This is a genomic window from bacterium, assembly GCA_035307765.1.
Taxonomy (GTDB): Bacteria; Sysuimicrobiota; Sysuimicrobiia; order Sysuimicrobiales; family Segetimicrobiaceae; genus Segetimicrobium.
Map to the genome: position 1 here is coordinate 43,864 of DATGHU010000031.1, position 22,204 is coordinate 66,067.

A 22,204-nucleotide genomic window follows, 5' to 3' on the forward strand; every position below is an offset into this window, starting at 1 on the left:
TGCCGATGGTGGAATTTGTCGCGGTCAGCAAGGTGTACCCGACCGGGGTGAGGGCCCTCCACGACATCACGCTCAGCATCGGGGTCGAAGAGTTCGTGTTCATCGTCGGCCCGACCGGGACGGGGAAATCGACCCTCATGAAGATGATCTATCGGGAGGAACTGCCGTCGACCGGTCGGGTTGTCGTGGCCGGCCGCGACGTGACGCGAATGCCGGCCCGGCAGGTGCCGTTCCTCCGCCGCAGGGTCGGGGTCGTGTTCCAGGATTTCAAGCTCCTGCCTCGGAAGACCGCCTGGGAGAACGTGGCATTTGCGCTGGAGGTGACGGGAACCCCGTCCGCCGAGGTCGACGACCTGGTCGCCGAGGTGTTGGGGGTGGTGGGCCTCGCCGCGCGGGCGGGCGCGGTCCCCGGCGAGTTGTCGGCCGGCGAGCAGCAGCGGGTGAGCATCGCCCGCGCGCTCGTCCACCGGCCGCCGCTCCTGCTCGCCGACGAACCCACCGGCAACCTCGACCCGGACACTTCGTGGGAGATCGTCCAGCTCCTGTCCCGGATCCACCTGCGGGGAACCACGGTGATCGTCACCACCCATGACAAGACGATCGTCGACATCCTTCGGAAACGGGTGATCGCGCTCGACGGGGGCACGGTGGTGCGGGATCAGGCGCGGGGCCTGTATGCGGGCGACCGCTAAGCCCGGGGGCCCCCCGTCGCCGCCCGTTCGCCCGAGCCCCCGCGCGACGCGTCCCGCGCGGGGCGCTTCCTATTTCCTGCGGGAGGGGATGCAGGGATTTCGCCGGAACGGGCTGATGAGCCTTGCCGCGGCGATCATCACGATGGTCACCCTGGTGGCCCTGGGGATGGCGCTGGTGATCGCGAGTACGCTCGACCACATCGCCCGCAGCGTGGAGCGCCGGGTGGAGGTCGTGGTCTACCTGCACGACGGCCTGCATGCCCGCGCCGTGGACGACCTCCGCGCCAGACTCCTCGAGCTCCCCGGGGTGACGGGGGCGACGTACGTGTCCAAGTCGGAAGCGCTGGCGGAGTTCCAGCAGGCGTTCAAGGGGGCGGTGGACCTTCAGGGACTGCTCTCGCACAATCCGCTCCCCGCGTCCTTCGTGGCGGCGGTTGACCAGCCCGCCCGGCTCCAGGCGGTCGCTCGGGCCGCCTCCGCCTTCCCGCAGGTTGAGCGGGCCAGTTACGGCACCGAGGCGGTGGACCGGCTGCTGGGGGTGACCAGGGTGGTCCGGGTGGGGGGAGCGATCGTGGCCGGGCTGCTGGCGCTCGTGGCGATGATCATCATTGTGAGCACGGTTCGGTTGACGGTGTTCGCGCGGCGGACGGAGATCGAGGTGATGCGGCTCGTCGGTGCGACCGCCTGGTTCATTCGCTGGCCGCTGGTGGTCGAGGGAGCGTTGACGGGTGCGGTGGGAGCGTTCGCGGCGGTGCTGTTGGTCGCGGGCATGTACGCCTGGCTGGTGGTGGGCGCGGGGGCGTCGCTGCCGTTTCTCCCGCTCCCGTCGGCCGTGCAGGTTGCCCTTACCCTCACCTGGAAACTCTTGCTCTGGGGCGTGTTCATCGGGACGGGCGGCAGCCTGCTCGCCGTTCGGCGGTACCTCTCCTTGTAGATCAGCGGGGGATGTCTCCGCGCCGGACCGAGCAGGTCCTCCGACGCGCCGGGGGCGGGATGCCCCTACGGCGGCACCGCGACGCGCGCGCGTCGCATGCGAAACGCTCCACGGGAGGTTGCATTGAGAACGCGGGTCGTCGCGGCGATCGTCGGCACCGTGCTCCTCGTGGCCGTCGCTTTCGGCACCGGCTACCGGGCCGGGGGGCGTCAATACCTCGGCACGGCCGGCCAGTTCGGCGTGCTCCGGGAGATCGATCGCCTCGTACAGACCCGGTACATCGACCGGCGCGTGACCGAGTCCCAGCTGGCCGATGGCGCCGCCCGTGGGTTGCTCGGAGCGGTGGGGGACCCCTACACGCGGTTTATGGACCCCGCGGCGTTCAAGGAGTTCCAGACGTCGAGCTTCGACGGACGATTTTCCGGAATCGGGATCATCATGGACCTCAAGGACGGGCAGGTCATCGTGGTGTCCCCAATCCCGGGCACCCCGGCGGCCCGTGCTGGCCTCCTGGCCGGGGACCGGATCGTCAAGATCGATGGGCACGCCACCCGCGACATGGCGCTGCAGCGGGCGGTTGGCCTGATCCGCGGGCCCAGCGGCACCGTCGTGCATCTGTCGGTGGCCCGCGGCAAGGGGACCCGGGACGTGGCCATCACCCGCGGCGTCATCCAGGCACCGAGCGTCACCGGCGATGAAGTGCTGGATGCCCCCACCCGGACCCGACTGCGGGCCTTGGGCGTCGCCTACTTCCGGGTGGTGACCTTCACGGAGACGACGGGCGATGAGTTCGTCCACGCGGTCAACACCGCGCTGGCGCGGTCCCCACGCGGCGTGCTGCTCGATCTCCGGAGCAACGGCGGCGGCCTCGTCGATTCGGCGATCCGCGTCGCGGACGAGTTCGTCAGCCACGGACCGATCGTCTCGACCGTGGACCGCGACGGCCGGCGCACCGACGAGAACGCCAACGGGACCGCTCGCCTCCACCTGCCCGCGGTCGTCCTCGTCAACGAGTTCACGGCGAGCGCCTCGGAGATCGTGGCCGGAGCGCTGCAGGATGATCACCTGGCGATGCTCGTGGGGACCCAGACGTTCGGGAAGGGGATCGTGCAGACCGTGTTTCCGCTGTCCGACGGCTCCGGCGTCGCGATCACGACCTACAAGTACCTCACCCCTTCCGGCCGTTCCATCCACCACATCGGGCTGACTCCCGATGTCAAGGTGGGGAGCCGGCTCGAGGGGAAGACCCCGGACGAGATCCGACGCATCGAAGCCCAGCAACTGACGAAGGCGATTGAAGTGCTCCGCAGCCGTATGACTGGGACCCCGATTCCGCCCGGTCCCGGATCTCACTCGTAGACGGAGGCGAATCCCGATGGCGAAGAAGGACGCCGTGGTCACGGTCGCTCGAACCGATCCCTGGGAGGTCGCGCTGGAACAGTTTGCCGGCGCGGCGGACCTGCTCTCCCTGAAGCGGGGGGTGCGCGATCTGTTGAGCCACCCCAAGCGGGAGCTGACGGTACACTTTCCGGTGCAGCTGGAGGACGGGTCGGTTCGCGTGTTCACCGGGTACCGGATCCACCACAGCACGGTCCTCGGGCCGACGAAGGGCGGGATTCGGTATCACCCCGATGTCACCCTCAACGAGATCCGCGCGCTGGCGATGCTGATGACGTGGAAATGCGCGGTGGTCGGGCTTCCGTACGGTGGGGCGAAGGGCGGGGTCGTGGTCAACCCCAAGGAGTTGTCCCAGGAAGAGCTGGAGCACCTCACCCGCCGCTACGCGACGGAGATCTCGATGTTCATCAGCCCGGAGAGCGACATCCCCGCGCCCGACGTCGGCACCACCCCCCAGGTGATGGCTTGGATCATGGACACCTACAGCATGCACCGCGGGTACTCGGTGCCTGCGGTCGTGACCGGGAAGCCGATCTCGATCGGCGGTTCGCAGGGCCGGATCGAGGCCACCGGCCGCGGGGTGATGATTGTCGCGCGCGAGGCGGCTCGGCACCTGGGGATGCCGGTCCCCGGGGCGCGGGTGGCCGTGCAGGGGTTCGGGAACGTCGGCAGCGTCGCCGCCTCGGTCCTGGCGGGGCAGGGGTGCCGGATCGTGGCGGCGAGCGACAGCCGGGGCGGGGTCCACAACGAGAAGGGCCTGGACCCGACCGATCTCCAGCGGCACAAAGAGCAGACCGGGACGGTGGCGGGCTACCGCGGAGGGGACGCGCTGACGAACGAGGAACTGCTCGAGGTCCCCTGCGAGATCCTCATCCCGAGCGCGTTGGAGGGGCAGATCACCGCACACAACGCGGCCCGGGTGAAGGCGCGGATCGTCGTGGAGGGCGCCAACGGTCCGACCACCCCGGACGCCGACGCCATTCTCAAAGAACACAAGGTGCTGGTCGTTCCCGACATCCTGGCCAACGCCGGCGGCGTGACGGTCTCCTACTTTGAGTGGGTGCAGGATCTGCAGTCGTTCTTCTGGACCGAAGAGGAGATCAACGAGCGGCTCGAGCGGATCATGGTCCGCAGTTTTCGCGAGGTGCTGGCGATGTCCCAGGAGCGGAAGGTGGACCTCCGCACCGCCGCGCTGGTGCGGGCGGTGCAGCGGGTCGCCGATGCGCTGATGACGCGCGGCATCTACCCGTAGCGCCTTCGGCCGGGCTCGATGCTGCGGCCGATTTTCCTAGCGCTTTCGAAAAGGCCGGGGCTGGCGCGGCGCACCCTCCGCCATCCCGCCCTCCAAAGGGCGGCGCGCCGCTTCGTGGCCGGCGAGCAGCTCGACGATGCGGTGGCGGCGGTTCGCGCGCTGAACTCGGCCGACCTCGCCGCGACGCTCGACTTCCTCGGCGAGAACACATCGACCCAAGCCGCGGCGGAGGGGAGCGCGTCGGCCTACCTCGACATCCTCGATACGCTGCGCCGCACCGGGGTCGACAGCACCCTGTCCCTGAAGCTGACCCAGCTCGGCCTGGATGTCGACGACGCCGGGTGCGAAGCGCGGCTGGCGCGGCTCTTGGATCGCGCCGGCGAAACCTTTGTCCGCATCGACATGGAGGGGTCGGCCTACACCGAGCGGACCCTCCGGTTGTTCGAGCGGCTGTGGGCGGCGGGCCGCCGCAACGTGGGGGTCGTGATCCAGTCCTATCTCCGGCGCAGCGACGCGGACGTCGCCCGGCTGATCGAGTTGGGCGCACGGGTCCGGCTGGTGAAGGGGGCGTACGCGGAGCCGCCGGCGATCGCGTTCCCCCACAAGCGCGACGTCGACGCCGCGTACGCGCGGTTGGCGGAGCGGCTGCTGCGCGATGGGGTGGATCCCGCGATCGCCACCCACGACGAACGCCTCATCGAGGGGGTCCGCCAATTCGCGACCGCCCGGGGGATCGCTCCCAATCGATTCGAATTTCAAATGCTCTACGGCATCCGGCGGGACCTTCAGCTGCGACTCCGCGGCCAGGGATACCGGGTTCGGGTGTACGTCCCGTTTGGGGGGGAGTGGTTTCCGTATTTCATGCGCCGGCTCGCGGAACGTCCGGCGAATGTGATGTTCGTCGCGGCGAGCCTGCTGCGCGACCGTGGCGGACGCCAACCCGCAGCGGGGCGGGTGCGCTGAGCGCCGGAGAAGCCGCAGGGCTTGGCGAGGACGATGCGGAACCCTTTCCGCGCGGCCCGATCCAGCCCCCGCGGAACCGCCCGCACGGGTGTCTTCGGAGGGATCCGGCGGCCGGACCGTGCGAGTGTTCGCACGCCCCCGACTCCCCACATCTTCCGGAGATGCGTCCGCACCCGGCGCGATCCTGGCGGGCCGCTCGAGCGGTCGTTGACCGGGGTGGAGCGGCACCGCTCCCCCGAACCCTGCACGGCCCGGGGGAGCCCGGCGAGGAGGAGACCGCAGATGACACCCAAGACCCACAGCCAGATCATCGCCGCCGTGGAGGAGCGGCGGGACGAGGTGGTGGCCTTCCTGCAGCGCCTGGTCCAATACGACAGCGTCACCGGTAACGAAGCCGCAATTCAAAACTTCGTCGCGGAGCACCTCCGGGGGCTGGCCCTGACGGTGGACCAGTTCGACACGGACCCGGAGGCCCTCCGGCAGTACCCCGGGTTTCTCGAGCCGGAAAAGTCCTTTGCCGGCCGCCCCAACGTGGTGGGCGTGTGGCCGGGCGCCGGCGGCGGTCGGTCCCTCCTGCTCAACGGTCACGTCGACACCGTGCCGTTGGAGCCGGTCGCCGAATGGGTGCACGGCCCGCTGTCGGGATCCGTGGTCGATGGTCAGGTGTGGGGCCGGGGCGCCTCCGACATGAAGGGGGGGGTGGCGGCGATGACCATGGCCGTCGCCATCTTGAAGGAGATGGGGGTGCGGCTCGGCGGCGACGTTACCCTCGAGTACGTCGTGGATGAGGAACGGACCGGGCTCGGGACGCTGGCGTGCGTGCACCGCGGGTATCGGGCGGATGCCGGCATCTGTTGCGAGACCAGCGATCTTGAGGTCATGCCCGCGTGCATCGGCCGGATGTGGTTCACCGTGCACGTGCGGGGCAAGCCCACCGGCATCTCGACGCGATGGGAGGGCGTGAGCGCCATCGACAAGGCGATGAAAGTGGTCGAGGCGGTGGAATCGCTGGAGGCGATGCGCATCCAGGATCTGCACCACCCCCTCTATCCCGACAACCGGGGCGCGCTCCCCTGCGCGGTGACGATGTTTCAGGCGGGGACGTTCCCGAGCATCACGCCGGAAGACGCGACGCTGCGCGGCAGCCTGGGGTTGATGCCCTACGAAGATCCCGTGCAGGTGGAGGCCCAACTGAAAGAACAGATCCTGCGCGTCTGCGCCGCGGATCCCTGGCTGCGGCACAACCCCGTGGAGGTGACGACGACGGGGGGGTACGTGGCGGCCGGGGCGGAGATCCCCGTCGAGCATCCCATCGTTCAGACGGTCAACCGGTCCTTCCAGCGGGTCGCGGGCCATGCCCCGGTGCTGGGCGCGCGGATGGGAGCCTCCGACACCCGCTTCCTGATCACGCTGGGGCACACGCCGACCGTGATCTTCGGCCCCGGACCGACCAGCCAGATGCACGCGATGAACGAGTCCGTTCCCGTCGAAAATGTGATCATCGCGACCAAGGTGTTGGCGCTGGCCGTCCACGACTGGTGCGGGGAGCCGGGATAGGTCCGATCGGGGAGGTCGGCGGTCGCCGCGCCGTCAGCCCAGGAACAGTCGATCCGGGTCGAGCGTCCGGAGGACGCGCAGTTCTTCGTCGGTCGGAGCCTGGAGCCGGATCAGCTCCGGAGCGGCCGGCAGATCGAACCCCGTCCGCTCCCGCACCTGGTCGACCGTCACGCCCGCCTGGAGCCCGTCGAGCCGCATCTGCTTGGTCTGCGGGTCGAAGCGCATCAGGGCAAGGTCGGTGACGACCGTGCTGATGGTTCCGAACAGCAGCCCCGCTCGGCGGCGGGCGTCTCCGCCCTCGAGGTAGCCGGGGCTGGTGACGAAATCGACCCGCTCGACGAACCGCCGCCGCTCGTGCATGGTGACGATGAAGATCTCCCGGCAGTGCGTGATGATATCGCAGGCCCCCCCGCTGCCCGGCAGGCGGACCCGCGGACGCTCGGGCGGTCCGATCACGCTGGTGTTGATGTTGCCGTGCCGATCGACCTGGGCGCCGCCGAGGAAGCCGTAGTCGAAGAACCCGCGCTGGGCGTAGAGGAACGTTTGGGTGATCGACAGCAGCATCATCGCCCGGTTGCCGGCGCGCATCTCGTTCGTGGAGATCGGCAGCCGCCCGGGGACGGCCTCCAGCCCGACGACGCCGCCTTCCACGACGATCGTCAGGTCCGGCGCGTGGGTCGACTTCGCCAGCACGGACGCCAGCAGCGGGGTGCCGACGCCGGCAAACACGATCTTGTGGTCGGTGAGCAGCCGGCTGGCGGTTGCGGCGAGGAGTTCCGGTGCGCTGTAGGCCATGCTAGCGTGTGAGCTCCCGCGCGGCCCGTTGCTGGCGGTGCAGCCGATCGGCCCCGAAGCGCTCGAGGTAGGCGTCGAACGTGTCGGGTCCGTAGACGTACTCGTCCAGGTACGTGCGCGCCGCGTCGACGCCCCCGGCGTTCACCCCGCGGGCGTACGTGCCGATGTGATCGAGGTCCGCCTCGTAGAGACCGTAGCACTCGTGCGGGTAGGCGCCGAAGGGGGCCTCCACCACCGCATCCACGGCGAAGAACGGGATCGCCGTGCGGTCGGCGGTCTGTCGGATCTCATCGGTGGAGACGATCTGCTCGGCGCTGAGGATCACGGTCGACGCGGCCGCGGCCAGGTCCGCATCCATGTGCGGGTATCCATCGATCTGGGCGTTGCCGAAGCAGTCGGCCCGGTGGACGTGGATGATCGCCACGTCCGGGAAGAGCGCGGGAACCAGGCACAGCGTCTCCCCCGTGAACGGGCAGGTCATCGTCCGCGCGCCCGCCGGGGTGAGCAGGTCCGAGCCGAGCATCGACAGCGTGGGGAGGAACGGCACGCCCATCGCCGCGGCCCGGTACCGCAGGCCGAGGGCGAGATGGCTCCACTCCTCGAAGCGGGCCCGACCGTTTTCGACATACTCCCTCGTGATCCGCGACAAGCCCCACGGCAGGCCGATCCCGATCCAGGACGTGACCAGTGTGCGGGTCGCTCCCGCCACCAGGAAGAGCTCTCCCTCGTAGCACATCAGGTTGCGCGACAGGGTGAGGTTGACGCGCCGCGCCCGTAGGATCTCGCGCAGGATGACGAGGGGCGTCCGTGAGTACAGACAGCCTCCGATGGCGACGTGGTGCCCATCCCGCACCAGCTGGGCGGCGTCGTGTGCCGGCATGCGCTTATCGCGGAGCGAGCGGTCCTTCGCCTCCAGGTGCCGCCGGGCTTCGACGAACGTCATCGCGCGGTCCCGGGGCCCCGCGGCGGTCACGCCGGCGCTCCGGCGATCCTCCCGCGGAGGCGCGGCAGGATCTCGCGGCTGATCACGTCGAGCTGGTCCAGCCGGTAGTCGTAAGGGACCAGGACGATGTGCTCGACGCCGGCGGCGATGTGTGCGGCGAGCTGCTCGGCGCACTGGTCCGGGGTGCCGCGGATCGAGCTGTCGGGGGTGGACTCGCTCCAGGGGGCCACGTCGAAGTACCGCGCCAGGAAGTCCCGCACGCCCCGGTCCGCCTCCTCAAATGAGGGCGCCACGTAGATCGGGAGCTGGCTGACGTTTTGGAGCTCGGCCGGATCGCGTCCGACCTCTTCGGTGAGCGATCGGATCTTGGCCCAGGTTTTGCGGAAGCTCTCCGGCGTGTAGAAGTAGGTCAACCATCCGTCGCCGTGGCGGGCCAGCCGGCGGAGCACCACGTCCACGTAGCCTCCGAAGAGGATGGGCGGTCGCGGCCGCTGGAAGGGTTTGGGCAGCATCACCGACCGGTTGAAGACGTAGCCGTCCGCCGTCCCGGTCACCTGATCCTCGCTCCAGAACCGCTTGAGGATCTCGAGGTTCCGGACGAAGATTTTCCCCCGCTCCTTGAAGGGCACCCCACAGGCCTCAAACTCCCGCTCGTACCAACCGCCGGCGACCCCAAAGATCAGCCGCCCTTTGGAGATGTGGTCGAGGCTGGTCAGCACCTTGGCCAAGACGACGGGGTTGCGCAGAGGCAGCACGAAGACTCCCGTGCCCAGCTGCAGCCGCTCGGTTTTCATGGCGAGCGCGGTGAGGGTGGTGAGCGACTCGAGGTAGGGGAAGGGCCGCTTCGAACCCAGCAGGATGTGATCCCAGACCCACGCCGATTCGAAGCCCAGGGACTCCGCCCGCGCCGCGAACGCCACGATCTCGTCGATGCTGGGTTCCTCAGGGTAGGGGGTGAAGTTCTTGAGCGCGACCCCGAATCGAACCTCCCGTCCCGTCATCAGGTCACCTCCGGAGTGGTGCCCCCGGCCCCGCGGCCCCGTGCCTCGAGGGCCGTAAACACCCCCTCCGGGGCGATCGGGAGGTCCAGCGGGCGGACGCCCACCGCATCATACACCGCGCTGGCGATCGCCGGGGGGGGCGGCCCGGTGGGCGGCTCCCCGATCCCCCGTGCGTGAAACGGGCCCTTGCCTTCGCCGGACTCCACCGCGATCGGCTGGACGTCCGGGACGTCGAGGGCAGTCGGGATGAGATAGTTGGCGAACAGGGTGGTGAGGTTATTGCCCTCCTCGAGCGTGATCTCCTCCAGCAGCGCCTGACCGATTCCCATCACGGCGCCCCCTTGGATCTGGCCGGCGACGCTTTGGGGGTTGATCGCGCGTCCCACGTCGTGGCACGCCGCGTGTTTGAGCAGGGTGACGGTTCCCGTTTCCGTATCGACCTCGACCTCGACGGCGTGGCAGCCGAAGGTGTAGTCGGGAAAGGTCTTCCCCTGTCCCGTCTCCAAATCCACCGGCGGGGCCTGTTCTCCGCGGAACACCGACAACTGCGCGGTGGACACGCCGCGGCGGCCGCACTCCGCAATGACCCGGGCCAGGGCGATCCTCCGGTCCGGACTTCCCGCGACCCGCACCTGGTCATCGGCGAACTGCAGATCCGTCTCCGCGGCCTCGAGCAACCCCGCCGCGACCGGGGCGACGGCCGCGCGCAGCTCGCGCGCCGCCTGCCACACCGCGTTCCCCGACATGTAGAGCTGTCTCGTGGCGAACGTGCCGCCGGTCAACGGGGTGCGGGCGCTGTCGCCGATGTGCACGGCAACGCGGTCCAGCGACACGCCGAGCTCCTCCGAGGCGATCTGCGCCAGCACCGCCGCCTGGCCCCCGCCGAGGTCGGTCACCCCCGCGCGGATGACGAGCGACCCGTCCGCCTCGAACCCGATCCACGCGCCGGCCTGATCCCGGAACCAGACGGTGCGCCCGTACGGCTGGATGTTGCAGGCGAAGCCGCGCCCCACCCTCGCCGACGTCCGGGAAGGGCGGCTGCGCTCGCCCAGCGCCTCCACCGCGGCGCGGCAGACCTCGGGCAGCGCCACGTGCGTCTCCAGCGCCTCGCCGGTGGGCAGGCGGTCTCCTTTCCTGAGGAAATTGCGCGCACGGAACTCGAGCGGGGGAATCCCCAGCCGCTCCGCCAGGAGGTCCATCTGCGACTCATAGGCGAAGGTCACCTGCATCGCCCCGAACCCGCGCATCGCGCTGGTCGGTACGTTGTTGGTGAACACCGCCTTGGCGTCGATGCTGACGTGGGGCACGCGGTACGGTCCGACGCCCACCACCAGCGCGGCGAACAGCACGCGCGGGCTGAGGAGCGGGAAGGGCCCGGCGTCCCCGAGCAGCGTCATCTCCTGCGCCACCAGTTCTCCGTTCCGGGTTGCCCCCGTCCGGCAGCGCATCAGGAGCGGGTGGCGCTTGGGTCGCGCCAGGAGCGATTCCTGCCGGCTCCAGACCATGCGCACCGGCTGCCGCGTCTTCCACGCCAGCAGGGCCACGTACGGTTCGACCGTCATGTCTTCCTTGCCGCCGAACCCCCCGCCGAGGAACGGCGCGATCACGCGCACCCGGTTGTGCGGGAGCCCGAGGATCTCCGCGATCTCGCGGAAGTGCTCGATCACCTGCGTCGCCGCGCGGACGGTGACGATGCCGTTGTCGTCCACCCAGGCCACGCCCGCCTCCGGTTCCAGGTAGGCGTGGTCCACTCGCTGGGTGCGGTACGTTCGCTCGACCACGGCATCGGCCCGCCGGAACCCCTCGTCCAGGTCCCCCTGCCGCAACCGCCAGTGGATGAGCACGTTGTCCCGATCCGGATGCACCCGGAGCGCGTCGGGGGCGAGCGCCGCTTCGATGTCGAACACGCCGGGCAGCGGCTCGTAGTCGACGTCGATCGCCTCGACCGCCGCGCGGGCCTGCACGTCGGAAGCCGCCGCCACCAGCGCGAGCGGCTGTCCTTGGTAGCAGACCCGGTCCGCGGCCAGGACCGGGGTGGCAAACGGGGCCCGGTTCGTCCCGGTGGCGTCTTCGTGGGTGGCGTTACAGGGGACGTCCTCCGCGGTGAGCACGGCGGCGACCCCCGGCAGGCCGCGCGCCCGAGTGGCATCGATCCGTCTGATCCGGGCAACCGGGTAGATGGAGCGGAGGATGCGGCCGGCCAGCATCCCGGGAAGGCTCCAGTCGGCCGCGTAGAGGGTGGCCCCCTCGACCTTGTCGGCCACGTCGAAGCGCGGCAGCGCCTTGCCGACGATCCTCATCCTACGGGTCGTCCCGCTCCGAACGGGCTGGCACAGCCGCGCACGATTCCACCGCGTCCACGATGCGCGTGTACCCCGTGCAGCGACAGAGGTTGCCCGCCAGGGCCGTCCGGATCTGTGCGCGGGTCGGGGCCGGATGCTCTCGGAGGAAGGCGTACGCCACGAGCAGCATTCCGGGGGTGCAGAACCCGCACTGCGCCGCCTCGCGCTCGAGGAAGGCGCGCTGGAGGGGGTGGAGGCCTTCGGCGCTGCGCAACCCCCGTACCGTCGTGACCGACCGGCCGTGCGCCTGGAGGGCGAGCAGCAGGCATGCGTTGACGGGGGCGTCGTCGAGGAGAATCGTGCAGGTCCCGCACACGCCTTCGCCGCAGCCGTACTTCACCTCCGTGGCGCCAAGGGTGTCGCGCAGGACCGCGAGCAGGGTTTCGTGGGGCGATGCCCAGACCTCGACCGGATGTCCGTTCAGAGAGAACGCTAAGGGGCGTCGGCCCTCGGTCTCGGGGGCGTGCATCGCCGCGTCAGCCTCCCCCCGTCAGGTGCGTGGCGGCGCGCGCCGCCGCGGTGGCCATCGCGCGCCGCGCCATCACCCGCGCCATCGCGCGGCGGTACGCGGCCGACGCGTGCATGTCCGATTCCGGATGCACCTCCGTCGCGACCGCCTCCGCGGCGGCCTCGATCCGCTGGTCGGTCAGCGTCCGGCCGACCAATTGCGATTCGGCGCTCGGGAACCTGACGGGGTTCGGGCCGACGCCGCCCAGGGCCAGCGAGGCGCGGGTGCACCGGCGCGCCCCGTCCAGTGAGACGACCGCACACGCCGCGACGATGGCAAAGTCGCCCGCCCGGCGGACCAGTTCGGCCAACCCGTACCCCGTCCCGGCCTCCGCCGCCGGGATCCTGACGCCCGTCAGCAACTCCGTCGGGGCGAGATCCGTTTGGAGATACCCCAAGAAGAACTTCTCCGCGGCGACCTCCCGCGAGGCCTCGGGCGCGCGGACCTCGAGCGTGGCCCCCAGGGCCGTCATGACCAGCGGAAGCTCCGCGGCGGGGTCGGCGTGGGCGAGGCTTCCGCCCAGCGTCCCGCGGTGACGAACCCGGATGTTCCCGATGACCGCGGCCGCTTCGGCGAGGATCGGGCACCGCCGGCGGATGATCGGATCGGTCTCCAGGGTGCGATGCCGCGTCAGCGCCCCGATCCGGAGACCGTCCCCGTCGTCCGCCACCCGGGCGAGGCCGGGGACGCCGTTGATGTCGATCAGCGCATCCGGTCGGGCCAGCCCCAGGCCCATCATGGGGATCAAGCTTTGGCCCCCCGCCAGGACCTTCCCGTCGGGGTGGACCTGAAGCAGCGCCAGCGCCTCTTCCACGGTGGTGGGTGTGCAGTAGGTGAACGGATACAGGTACACTGGGCAGGTCTCTCCGCGGGCTTCCCTCCGCGGGCAGCGATGTCAACCGCGGACATCGCGCTCGTCGATGCCGGTGATCTTGGGGCCGCGCGCTTCACGCTCGTATACGCGGTCGCCAGGCAGAATCCTTTTGCGGGGAGGGTACGCGCCGCGACGGTGCGAAACCCCAAGGGCGCTCGAGGCCGTCGGGCCGCCTCCGTCGCGTCCCGCCCTCGCCGCACGGTGCGAGTGGTCTTACGATGACACCCGAGTTGGAGGCCGCCCACATGGATTGGGAGCGTCGCCGTCGTCCCTTGGAAAGCGTGCTGGACACCGCAGGCCTGACCCCGCTGGTGCGCCTCCGGCGGGTGGCGGGCGATCTTGCCGCGGCCGTGCTGGGCAAACTCGAGTACTTCGGCCCCAGCGGCAGCGTGAAGGATCGCATCCTGCCGTTCTTGGTGGAGCAGGCGGAACGCCGCGGCGACCTGCGGCCCGGTATGACGATCATCGAAGGCACGACCGGTAACACCGGGATCGCCACGGCGATGGTGGGGGCGGCCAAAGGCTATCGGGTGATCATCGTGATGCCGGAAGGCATGAGCCGCGAGCGTCAGCAGACGATCCAGGCGTACGGCGCGGAACTGGTGCTGACGCCGGGCGGCGAGAGCGATGTGGACCTGGTGCTCGAGAAGGTGCGGCAGCTGAAGGCGGATCACGCGGGGCGCATGTGGGAGGTGGGTCAGTTCTCGAACCAGGACAACGTCCTTGCGCACCGCCGCTCGACCGGGCCGGAGATTTGGGAGCAGACCGACGGCCGCGTCGATGCGTTCGTCGCCTCGCAGGGGACGGGGGGGACGCTCACCGGGGTCAGCGCCTGCCTGAAGGAGCAGAAGCCCTCGGTTCGTAGCTTCGCCGCCGAGCCGGCGGAATGCGCGATCCTGGCCGGTCGGGGGTGGGGACCGCACAAGATCGAGGGGATCGGGGACGGCTTCATCCCTGACGTCCTCGATCTGCAATGGGTCGACGGGGTCGTGACCGTCTCCTCCGATGAGGCGATCGCCATGGCACGGCGTTTGGCGCGGGAAGAGGGGATTTTCTGCGGCATCTCCTCGGGGTGCAACGTCGTGGCGTGCCTCAAGGTCGCGCGCGCCTATCCCGAGCTTCGGACGATCGTGACGATGATCAACGACAACGGGCTGCGCTACCTCTCGACCGAGCTCGTCGGCAATCGGGGGGCGGTGGAGACCCCCTCGCGGGCCCACCCCCCCCGCCCGGAGGATCTGCGGCGGCTTTCCGCGCGGCGGCTGGTCGTCATCGACTGATCGGTCCCGGGGGGTCGCAAGGGAACTTTTCGGCCCGCCGAGAACGTAAGAGGGCCAGGGCCCGGGTCCGGAGAGCGTCGGTGGCGCGTGTGCCCGCCGGGGATCCCCGGGTGGCTTATGCTGGCCTTGGAGATCGAGCGGGCCCCCGGAATTGCAGGGTGTCGGCGGCGCCCGGACTGAAACTCGTAAACGGTCGGGCTGAAGGGGGTGAGCAGGGCGAAGTTTATCCCGAAGCCCGTGAGCGTGCGATGTTCCTGGACCAAGACAAGGACCACAACCGAATCGTGAGAGGGAGGGACGAACGCCTATGGTGCGCTTGAGCAAGTCGATCATGCTGGTTTTGTGTGCCGTTCTCGCGACCGGTGCGCTCTTCGTCACAGCCGTGCCGGCGGCTCAGATGGGCCCGGTGACCGACCCGATTGGGGTCGTGAAGGTCGGGCCGGGCGAGCCGATTACGATCGCCTACTGGCTGGTGACCTCGGGGTCCGACGGCTCGCTGGGCACCGACAGTAAGCGGGGCATCGAGATCGCCATCGATGACATGCACGGGAAGTTCATGGGACACGACATCAAGCTGATCGGCGAGGACAGCGGCTGCAACGCCGAGGGCGGGCAGACCGCGGCGACGAAGGTCGCCGCGAACGCGTCCGTGGTGGTGGCGATCGGCGGGAGCTGCTCGAGCGAGACCGTGCCCGGCGCGCCGATCCTGTGGAAGGCCGGCATCGCCTCGGTGTCGCCCTCTGCCACGGCGCCGAAGCTCACCGATCCGGCCCGCGGTCCGGATTTCGACGGGTTCCTGCGGGTCGTGCACAACGACAAGGTCCAGGGCGAACGCGCGGCGACGTTCGTGCGCACGGTGCTGAAGCTCAATCGGGTGGCAACGATCCACGACGGAAGCCCGTACGCGGAGGGGCTGACGAGCGTCTTCGCCGACAACTTCAAGAAGATGGGCGGGACGATCACCACACAGGAGGCGGTCGCGCCCACCGACACGGACATGCGGCCGGTGCTCACCCGGATCGCCTCGACCAAGCCAGACATGCTGTACTACCCGATCTTCATCGCCGCCGGCGGGTTTATCACGCGTCAGTCGCGCGAGATCGAGGGGCTGAAGACCGTGACGCTGATGGGCGCGGACGGGCTGGATTCGCCGGACTTCGCCAAGGCGGCGGGGGACGCGGCCAAGGGCATGTACTTGAGCAGCCCGGACCTGACCCCCGCGGCGCTGGGGCCGCGGTACGGGACGGAGTTTCTCCCGAAGTACGAGAAGAAGTACGGGCAGAAGCCGATCTCCGGCTTCCACGCGCATGCCTACGACGCGACGATGGTCGCGTTTGCCGCGATCCAGAAGGTCGCGAAGGTCGACGGCGGGTCGCTGTACATCGGGCGGAAGGCGCTGCGCGACGCGCTGTTCGCGACCAAGGGGTTTAAGGGTATTACCGGGACGTTGACCTGCAACCAGTACGGAGACTGCGGAGATCCGCACATCGCCGTCTATCAGGTCGTCTCCGCGAATCCCGCGACGTGGAGCTTGGGGACCGATCCCAAGAAGGTCTGGCCGACCAAGTAGCGTGCCGGGCACCTGACGACACCAGCGTAGAAGCGTAGATGACGGGGATGAGCCGGGGGCGCGTGACGTCTTCGGCTCGTCCCCGTGTTATTCCCGTGGGGCGCGGAGGGCCGGGATGCGGGTGAGGCGCCGACGGATCACGTACGTGGACGTTTTCCTGTGGGGGTTCCGCATCGCGGTGGTGTTCATCGTGGTGGTCGGGTCGATCGCCACCTTGAAAGAGGGACGCTACACGGGGCGGCAGTGGGGGGATTTCGTGGAGTTCGGGTTGGCGCAGGGTGGGATCTACGCGCTGATCGCCCTCGGATACACGATGGTATACGGGGTCCTGAACATGATCAACTTCGCCCACGGCGAGGTGTTCATGTCCGGGGCGTACATCGCCTACTACGTGGCGGTTCCGCTGGGCGCCTCCGGATTCATCAATCGCTACGTGCTGATCTCGCTGCTCCTCCTCACGGCGGTGGCGATCGCGGTGTCGACGAGCGTCGCCCTGCTGGTGGAGCGAATCGCCTACCGGCCGCTGCGGCGGGCGCCGCGGATGATCCCGCTGATCACCGCGATCGGCGCGTCGTTTTTCCTCCAGTACACCTTCCGCAGCTTGTTCGGCGCCGGCGTCCAAGCGTACCCGGACATTGGCGCGCTGACCGGCGAGTGGCAGATCGGGCCGGTGCACATTCTCCGGACGCAGGCCATCGTGCTGGTGGCCGCGGTCGTGGCGATGCTGGTGCTGTACGTGGTCGTGATGCGGACGAAGTTCGGGAAGGCGATGCGGGCGGTGTCGGAGGATCGGGACGCGGCCGCGTTGATGGGGATCGACGTCGACCGGGTCATCGTGTTCACCTTTGCCCTCGGCGGGGCGATGGCGGGGGTGGGGGGGATCCTCTACGCCTTGGTGTTCAAGCAGGTCTACTTCTTCTCGGGGTTCGTCCCCGGGATCAAGGCCTTCACGGCCGCGGTGTTGGGCGGGATCGGCAACATCCCCGGGGCGATGCTCGGCGGGTTCTTCCTGGGAGTGGTGGAGTCGCTGGGGCCGGCGCTGTTTCTGGACGGGCTGGGCGTCCGGGCGCCCTATCAACTGCGGGACGTCATCGCATTCACGATGCTGCTGATCATGCTGATCTTCCGGCCGTCGGGGTTCCTCGGGGAGCGCCTTGCGACCAAGCGGGCCTAGCGCCGTCGTCCGGATCGGCCTGATCTTCGGGGTGATCGCGGTCTACCTGTGTTTGACCGGCATCGTCGAGACGTTCAAGGGGCGTTGGATCGTCAGCGATCTGCTGGGCTTGGGATGGTCGTTGCTGCTGATCACCGGGGCGGCGGGGGGGTACGTCGCGGCGCGCCGCCGGTCCTGGGCGGGAGCGGTGGCCGCCGGCGGAGGCGTGGGCCTCCTCACAGGGGCGTCGCTCGCGCTGCTCCTGCTGCTCGGCTCCTGGGTCGATCTTCGCGTGATGTTCATAAACGCTTCGCCGGGCCTCTACGCCCTGTTGGCGTTCGGCCGCGATGTCCGCACGGGGGTAGGGCTGCTGCTGTTCAGCCAGGGGGCGGCGGGGGTCTGTGGAGCGCTCCTCTGTCTCATGCCGCCGCGAGCCCGCCGGGCCCTCCTGGTGGGTCCGCTTGCGGCGCTGATCCTCAGCGTGTTCCAGGATCTCCTCCAACTCCTCTTGCAGGATCCGGGGCTTCCCCTGACGGCCCGCGGATACCTCTTCGGCGTCAACGGGCCGACGCTGCACGGGGCGGTCACGGTCTGCCTGGTGACCTGGGTCGGCACCGGGGCCTGGCGCCACTCGCGGGGCGCGGTTCGTACCCGAATCGACGCGCTCCCCCCGGCGGGTCGGCGCGGGTTGTGGTGGTCGGGAATCGCGGTGGGCGTCGCCTGCCTCTTGCTGGTCCCCGTGGCGGGGGGACCGTTCGTCGCGCAGGTGATGGTGACGGTGGGCTTGTTCACCCTGATGGGGCTGGGGCTCAATCTGGAGGTCGGGTTCGCCGGACTGCTCGACCTCGGCTTCGTCGCATTCTTCGCGATCGGCGCCTACACGGTCGGGCTGCTTACCTCGCTCGGCCAGTACGGGATCGTGCACCTCTCGTTCTGGGCCGCGGTCCCGTTCGCCGTCGTCGTCTCCCTGATCTCGGGGGTGATCTTCGGGATTCCCGTCCTGCGCGTGCGGGGCGACTATCTCGCCATCGCCACGCTGGGGCTGGGGGAGATCGTGCGCCTGCTCGTGCTCTCCGACGCCCTGCGGCCGTGGCTCGGCGGCTCGTTCGGAATCCTCACCATTCCCCGGCCGGTGATCGCCGGCCTCGAGCTGTCCGGCCCTCGCCAGCTCTATTACCTCACGCTTGCCGCATCGGCGCTGGTGGCGTACGTGGCCTGGCGGCTGCAGTACTCTCGGTTGGGGCGGGCGTGGGGGGCGATCCGCGAGGACGAGGACGTCGCGCAGGCGATCGGCATCGACCTGGTCATGACCAAACTGCTGGCGTACGGTCTCGGAGCGGCGTTCGCGGGGGTGGGGGGAGCGATCTTCGCGGTGATGCTGGGATCGATCTTCCCGCAGAGCTTCCAGCTGCAGATCTCGATCAACGTCCTGGTCCTGATCATCTTGGGCGGGATCGGGAGCCTCTGGGGGGTGGTCGTCGGCGCCTTCGTGCTCGTGGGCCTGCCGGAGCTGCTGCGCGAGTTCGGGGAGTTCCGCTTCCTCGTCTACGGCGCGGTGCTGGTGGCGATGATGCTGTTGCGGCCCGAGGGGCTGGTGCCGTCGAGGGTTCGCCAGCGAGAGCTGCATGCGGAGGGAGACGTTCCGGTGGGTGGCGTCATCTCCGTGCCCGAGGGATCGGTCGCGGGCGAGGGTTCGGCGGGAGGGTAAGGCGGCGCGATGAGCATTTTGATCACCCAGGGCATGACGAAGCGGTTCGGGGGGCTCGTGGCCGTCGGCGGGCTTGATCTGGAGGTGGCCGACCGGGCGATCCACAGCATCATCGGACCCAACGGCGCCGGCAAGACCACGGTGTTCAATTGCGTGACGGGGTTCTATCGGCCGGAGGAGGGGGCGATCCACTTCCGCGGCGAGCCGATCAACGGGCTCGATCCCGACCAGATCGCCCGCCTGGGGATCGCGCGGACCTACCAGAACATCCGGCTCTTCGGCAACATGACCGTGCTCGAGAACGTGCTGGTCGGCGAACACATCCACCTTAAGTCGACGTGGATGGGCGCGATCCTGCACACCCGAGAGACGCAGCGGTTGGAGGCGGAGGCGGTAGAGGAAGCGCGCCGGCTGCTCCGGTTTGTGGGGTTGGACGGCAAGCGGGAGTTCTTGGCGAAGAATCTCCCCTACGGCGAGCAGCGCCGGCTGGAGATCGGACGCGCGCTGGCGACGCGGCCCGCCCTGCTGCTGCTCGACGAGCCGGCCGCCGGGATGAACCCCCGCGAGAGCCTGGAGACGATGGCGTTTATCGGCCGGCTGCGCGAAGAACTCGGCCTGGCCATCCTGCTGATCGAGCACCAGATGCGGGTGGTGATGGGGATTTCCGATCGGGTCACCGTGCTCGACTACGGGGTGAAGATCGCCGAGGGCACCCCCCGGGAGATCCAGGCCGATCCCCGCGTGATCGAAGCCTACCTCGGCAAGAAGGCCGCGATGGGAACCGCGCGGTGACCGACCACCCCGCTTCGGCCCTGCTGGAGATCGAGGACCTCCACGTGTCCTACGGGGCGATCCACGCGCTGCGCGGGGTGTCGTTCGAAGTGGCGGCGGGTAAGATCGTCACCCTGATCGGGGCCAACGGCGCCGGCAAGAGTACGACCTTGAACACGATCAGCGGGCTGCTCCGCCCCCACCAGGGCCGGGTGCGGATGGCGGGGGAGGACCTCACCGCGGTCCCCCCGCACGAGATCGTGCTCAAAGGAATCGTCCAGGTGCCGGAGGGGCGCCGCATCTTCGGGCGGCTCTCGGTCCTGGAAAATCTGGAGATGGGCGCGTTTACGCGGACGGACGCGGGTGAGATTCGGGAGGATCTCGCCCGCGTCTTTGCCCTTTTCCCCCGCCTGAAGGAGCGGATGCACCAGGTCGCCGGCACGCTCTCCGGGGGGGAGCAGCAGATGCTCGCCATGGGCCGCGCGCTGATGGCCCGGCCCAAGGTGCTGCTGATGGACGAGCCGTCGATGGGGCTGGCTCCCATCCTGGTCGAGCAGATCTTCGAGGCGATCCTCGACATCAACCGTCAGGGGACGACGATCCTGCTCGTCGAACAGAACGCCTATATGGCGCTGACCATCGCCGACCGCGGCTACGTCCTCCAGACCGGCGGCATCGTCCTCCAAGGCGAGGCGGCCCAGCTCGCCGCCAACGAGGAGGTCAAGCGTGCCTACCTGGGAGAGTGAGGGCGTGCTCCGGGGGACGCTAGAGGAGGTGGGGTGCGTGTCGGTCACAGAGACGCGGCAGGGGACGGTGACGCGGTTGACGGGAGGCCAGGCCCTGGTCGCGTGCCTCAAGGCGCAGGGGATCGAGGTGGTGTTCGGCCTGCCGGGGGTGCAGCTGGACTGGCTGTTCGACGCGCTCTACCTCGAGCGTGACGCGATCCGCGTGGTGCACACGCGCCACGAACAGGCGACCTCTTACATGGCCGACGGTTACGCCCGCACCACCGGCCGGGTGGGCGTCTGCGTGATGGTGCCCGGACCGGGCGTATTGAACGCCACCGCCGGGCTGGCGACGGCCTACGCCTGCTCGTCCCCGGTCCTGTGCTTGACCGGGCAGATCCCCTCCAAGCTGATCGGCGTCGGCCGCGGCCTGCTGCATGAGATCCGAGACCAGCTGGGGGCGCTCCGGTCGGTGACCAAGTGGGCGGCCCGGGCCAGCACACCCGAGGAGATCCCCGGGGTGGTGCTTGAGGCCTTTCGACAGCTGCACACCGGGCACGTGCGGCCGGTGGCGATCGAGGTTCCGCTGGATACGCTGGCGGCCACCGCGGACGTCACCCTAATCGGCCGCGTCGCGGGGGAGCGCCGGACCGGCGACGCCGACGCGATCGAACGCGCGGCCAAGGTGTTGGGCGCCGCCGAGCGCCCGAGCATCTTCGTTGGCGGCGGCGTGATTCGGGCGGAGGCCTGGGAGCCCCTGGGGCAACTGGCGGAGATGCTGCAGGCGCCGGTGGTCATGTCGAGCAACGGCAAGGGGGCGCTCTCCGACCGGCACTACCTCGCCCACACCATGGTCGCCGCCCAGGATCTGCTGCCGCAGTCCGACGCGGTGCTGATCTGCGGGACGCGCTTCCTCCAACCGGCGAACTCGACGTGGGGCCCGACGTGGAGCCGGCGCGACGGGCAGACGCTGGTTCAGATCGACATCGATCCTGAGGAGATCGGCCGCAACTGCACGCCCGCGATCGGCATCGAGGCCGACGCGCGGTGGGGGCTCGAGGAGCTCGTCGCCCGGGTGCCGCGCCACAACCGGAAGCGGGGATCCCGCCGCGACGAGATGCTCGCGGAGAAGCAGCGGGCCGACGCGCTCCTCCAGGCCGTCCAGCCCCAGGCCGCCTTCGCCGCCGTCATTCGCGAGGCGCTGCCCGAGGACGGGATCCTGGTGTGCGAGAGCACCCAGGTGGGCTACTGGGCGCAGTACGGCGGGTTCCCGGTCTATCTGCCCCGGACGTTCCTGACCTCCGGGTACCAGGGGACGCTGGGGTACGGGTTTGCCACCGCGCTCGGCGCGCAGGTGGGCGCCCCCGGCCGGAAGGTCGTGTCCATCAACGGAGACGGGGGCTTCATGTACACGATGCAGGAGCTGTCGACGGTGGTTCGCCACGGGATCAACGTCGTCGCGATCGTCTTCAACGACAACGCGTTCGGCAACGTCCGCCGCATTCAGCGGGATTCCTTCGGCGGCCGCCTGATCGCTTCGGACCTCGTCAATCCGGACTTCCTGAAGCTGGCCGAGGCGTTTGGGGTCGACGGCTACCGCGCCGAGGGGCCGGAGGGCCTGCGGCCGGTGTTAAGCCGAGCGCTCGGCAACGACCGTCCGGCGTTGATCGAGGTGCCGGTTGGCGAAATGCCGAGCGTGTGGCCGGTGATCCGGGCGGGTTACCGGGCGTAGCGCCGG

The 22,204-nt window shown here is 69.5% G+C and carries 19 protein-coding genes; 13 read left to right on the top strand and 6 right to left on the bottom strand.

The genetic code is table 11. The features are described from left to right. Window positions 1–5 precede the first annotated feature (5 nt). The 6 genes from ftsE (at window position 6) to VKV57_09755 (ending at window position 6,796) form a co-directional block, all read left to right on the top strand. Window positions 6–692 (top strand): cell division ATP-binding protein FtsE, encoded by a 687-nt coding sequence (gene ftsE, locus VKV57_09730; GenBank protein HLW60183.1) that lies wholly within the window; start codon window positions 6–8, stop codon window positions 690–692. Next, window positions 676–1,626, top strand: a complete 951-nt coding sequence (gene ftsX / locus VKV57_09735; protein ID HLW60184.1) for a permease-like cell division protein FtsX — start codon at window positions 676–678, stop codon at window positions 1,624–1,626. Before ftsE ends, ftsX begins: the two co-directional genes overlap by 17 nt. A gap of 123 nt (window positions 1,627–1,749) precedes the next feature. Then, entirely contained in the window at window positions 1,750–2,985 is a 1,236-nt protein-coding gene (locus tag VKV57_09740; GenBank protein HLW60185.1) for a S41 family peptidase, read from the top strand. A gap of 16 nt (window positions 2,986–3,001) precedes the next feature. Next, window positions 3,002–4,276, top strand: a complete 1,275-nt coding sequence (locus VKV57_09745; GenBank protein ID HLW60186.1) for a Glu/Leu/Phe/Val dehydrogenase — start codon at window positions 3,002–3,004, stop codon at window positions 4,274–4,276. A gap of 114 nt (window positions 4,277–4,390) precedes the next feature. Further along, window positions 4,391–5,239 carry a proline dehydrogenase family protein gene (locus VKV57_09750; protein HLW60187.1) on the top strand — a complete coding sequence of 283 codons (849 nt, stop codon included), beginning with the start codon at window positions 4,391–4,393 and terminating at the stop codon, window positions 5,237–5,239. Between the two features lie 282 nt (window positions 5,240–5,521). Further along, a complete protein-coding gene (locus VKV57_09755; protein HLW60188.1) occupies window positions 5,522–6,796 on the top strand; it encodes an ArgE/DapE family deacylase in 1,275 nt (424 codons plus the stop codon). A 33-nt stretch (window positions 6,797–6,829) separates the two neighbouring features. Here VKV57_09755 and VKV57_09760 read toward each other — a convergent pair whose 3' ends face one another. From VKV57_09760 to VKV57_09785, 6 genes are read right to left on the bottom strand one after another with little or no spacing between them, the layout of a single operon-like run. Beyond that, complete coding sequence (locus VKV57_09760) at window positions 6,830–7,591, bottom strand: CoA-transferase (protein ID HLW60189.1); 762 nt, start codon at window positions 7,589–7,591, stop codon at window positions 6,830–6,832. Window position 7,592: 1 nt separating this feature from the next. Then, on the bottom strand, window positions 7,593–8,564 hold the full coding sequence (locus VKV57_09765; GenBank protein HLW60190.1) for a CoA-transferase: 972 nt from the start codon (window positions 8,562–8,564) through the stop codon (window positions 7,593–7,595). Beyond that, complete coding sequence (locus tag VKV57_09770) at window positions 8,561–9,535, bottom strand: TIGR03619 family F420-dependent LLM class oxidoreductase (GenBank protein ID HLW60191.1); 975 nt, start codon at window positions 9,533–9,535, stop codon at window positions 8,561–8,563. The genes VKV57_09765 and VKV57_09770 overlap by 4 nt, the downstream gene beginning before the upstream one ends. Beyond that, window positions 9,535–11,835: a xanthine dehydrogenase family protein molybdopterin-binding subunit gene (locus VKV57_09775; GenBank protein HLW60192.1), complete on the bottom strand. Its 2,301-nt coding sequence runs from the start codon at window positions 11,833–11,835 to the stop codon at window positions 9,535–9,537. The genes VKV57_09770 and VKV57_09775 overlap by 1 nt, the downstream gene beginning before the upstream one ends. 1 nt (window position 11,836) lies before the next feature. Next, a complete protein-coding gene (locus VKV57_09780) occupies window positions 11,837–12,346 on the bottom strand; it encodes a (2Fe-2S)-binding protein (protein HLW60193.1) in 510 nt (169 codons plus the stop codon). Window positions 12,347–12,353: 7 nt separating this feature from the next. Further along, on the bottom strand, window positions 12,354–13,238 hold the full coding sequence (locus VKV57_09785; GenBank protein HLW60194.1) for a xanthine dehydrogenase family protein subunit M: 885 nt from the start codon (window positions 13,236–13,238) through the stop codon (window positions 12,354–12,356). Between the two features lie 239 nt (window positions 13,239–13,477). Between VKV57_09785 and cysK the strand changes: the two genes are divergently transcribed. The 7 genes from cysK to VKV57_09820 all read left to right on the top strand — a co-directional run bounded on the left by cysK (window position 13,478) and on the right by VKV57_09820 (window position 22,198). After that, window positions 13,478–14,539, top strand: a complete 1,062-nt coding sequence (cysK, locus tag VKV57_09790; protein HLW60195.1) for a cysteine synthase A — start codon at window positions 13,478–13,480, stop codon at window positions 14,537–14,539. A 307-nt stretch (window positions 14,540–14,846) separates the two neighbouring features. Beyond that, the gene (locus tag VKV57_09795; protein ID HLW60196.1) at window positions 14,847–16,109 is read left to right on the top strand and encodes a branched-chain amino acid ABC transporter substrate-binding protein; all 1,263 of its coding nucleotides are present in this window, start codon (window positions 14,847–14,849) and stop codon (window positions 16,107–16,109) included. A gap of 115 nt (window positions 16,110–16,224) precedes the next feature. Then, the gene (locus tag VKV57_09800; protein HLW60197.1) at window positions 16,225–17,283 is read left to right on the top strand and encodes a branched-chain amino acid ABC transporter permease; all 1,059 of its coding nucleotides are present in this window, start codon (window positions 16,225–16,227) and stop codon (window positions 17,281–17,283) included. Beyond that, window positions 17,264–18,970 (top strand): branched-chain amino acid ABC transporter permease, encoded by a 1,707-nt coding sequence (locus VKV57_09805; GenBank protein ID HLW60198.1) that lies wholly within the window; start codon window positions 17,264–17,266, stop codon window positions 18,968–18,970. Before VKV57_09800 ends, VKV57_09805 begins: the two co-directional genes overlap by 20 nt. A gap of 9 nt (window positions 18,971–18,979) precedes the next feature. Beyond that, entirely contained in the window at window positions 18,980–19,762 is a 783-nt protein-coding gene (locus tag VKV57_09810; protein HLW60199.1) for an ABC transporter ATP-binding protein, read from the top strand. Further along, window positions 19,759–20,487 carry an ABC transporter ATP-binding protein gene (locus VKV57_09815; GenBank protein HLW60200.1) on the top strand — a complete coding sequence of 243 codons (729 nt, stop codon included), beginning with the start codon at window positions 19,759–19,761 and terminating at the stop codon, window positions 20,485–20,487. Before VKV57_09810 ends, VKV57_09815 begins: the two co-directional genes overlap by 4 nt. Next, on the top strand, window positions 20,468–22,198 hold the full coding sequence (locus tag VKV57_09820) for a thiamine pyrophosphate-dependent enzyme (GenBank protein ID HLW60201.1): 1,731 nt from the start codon (window positions 20,468–20,470) through the stop codon (window positions 22,196–22,198). Before VKV57_09815 ends, VKV57_09820 begins: the two co-directional genes overlap by 20 nt. Window positions 22,199–22,204 lie beyond the last annotated feature (6 nt).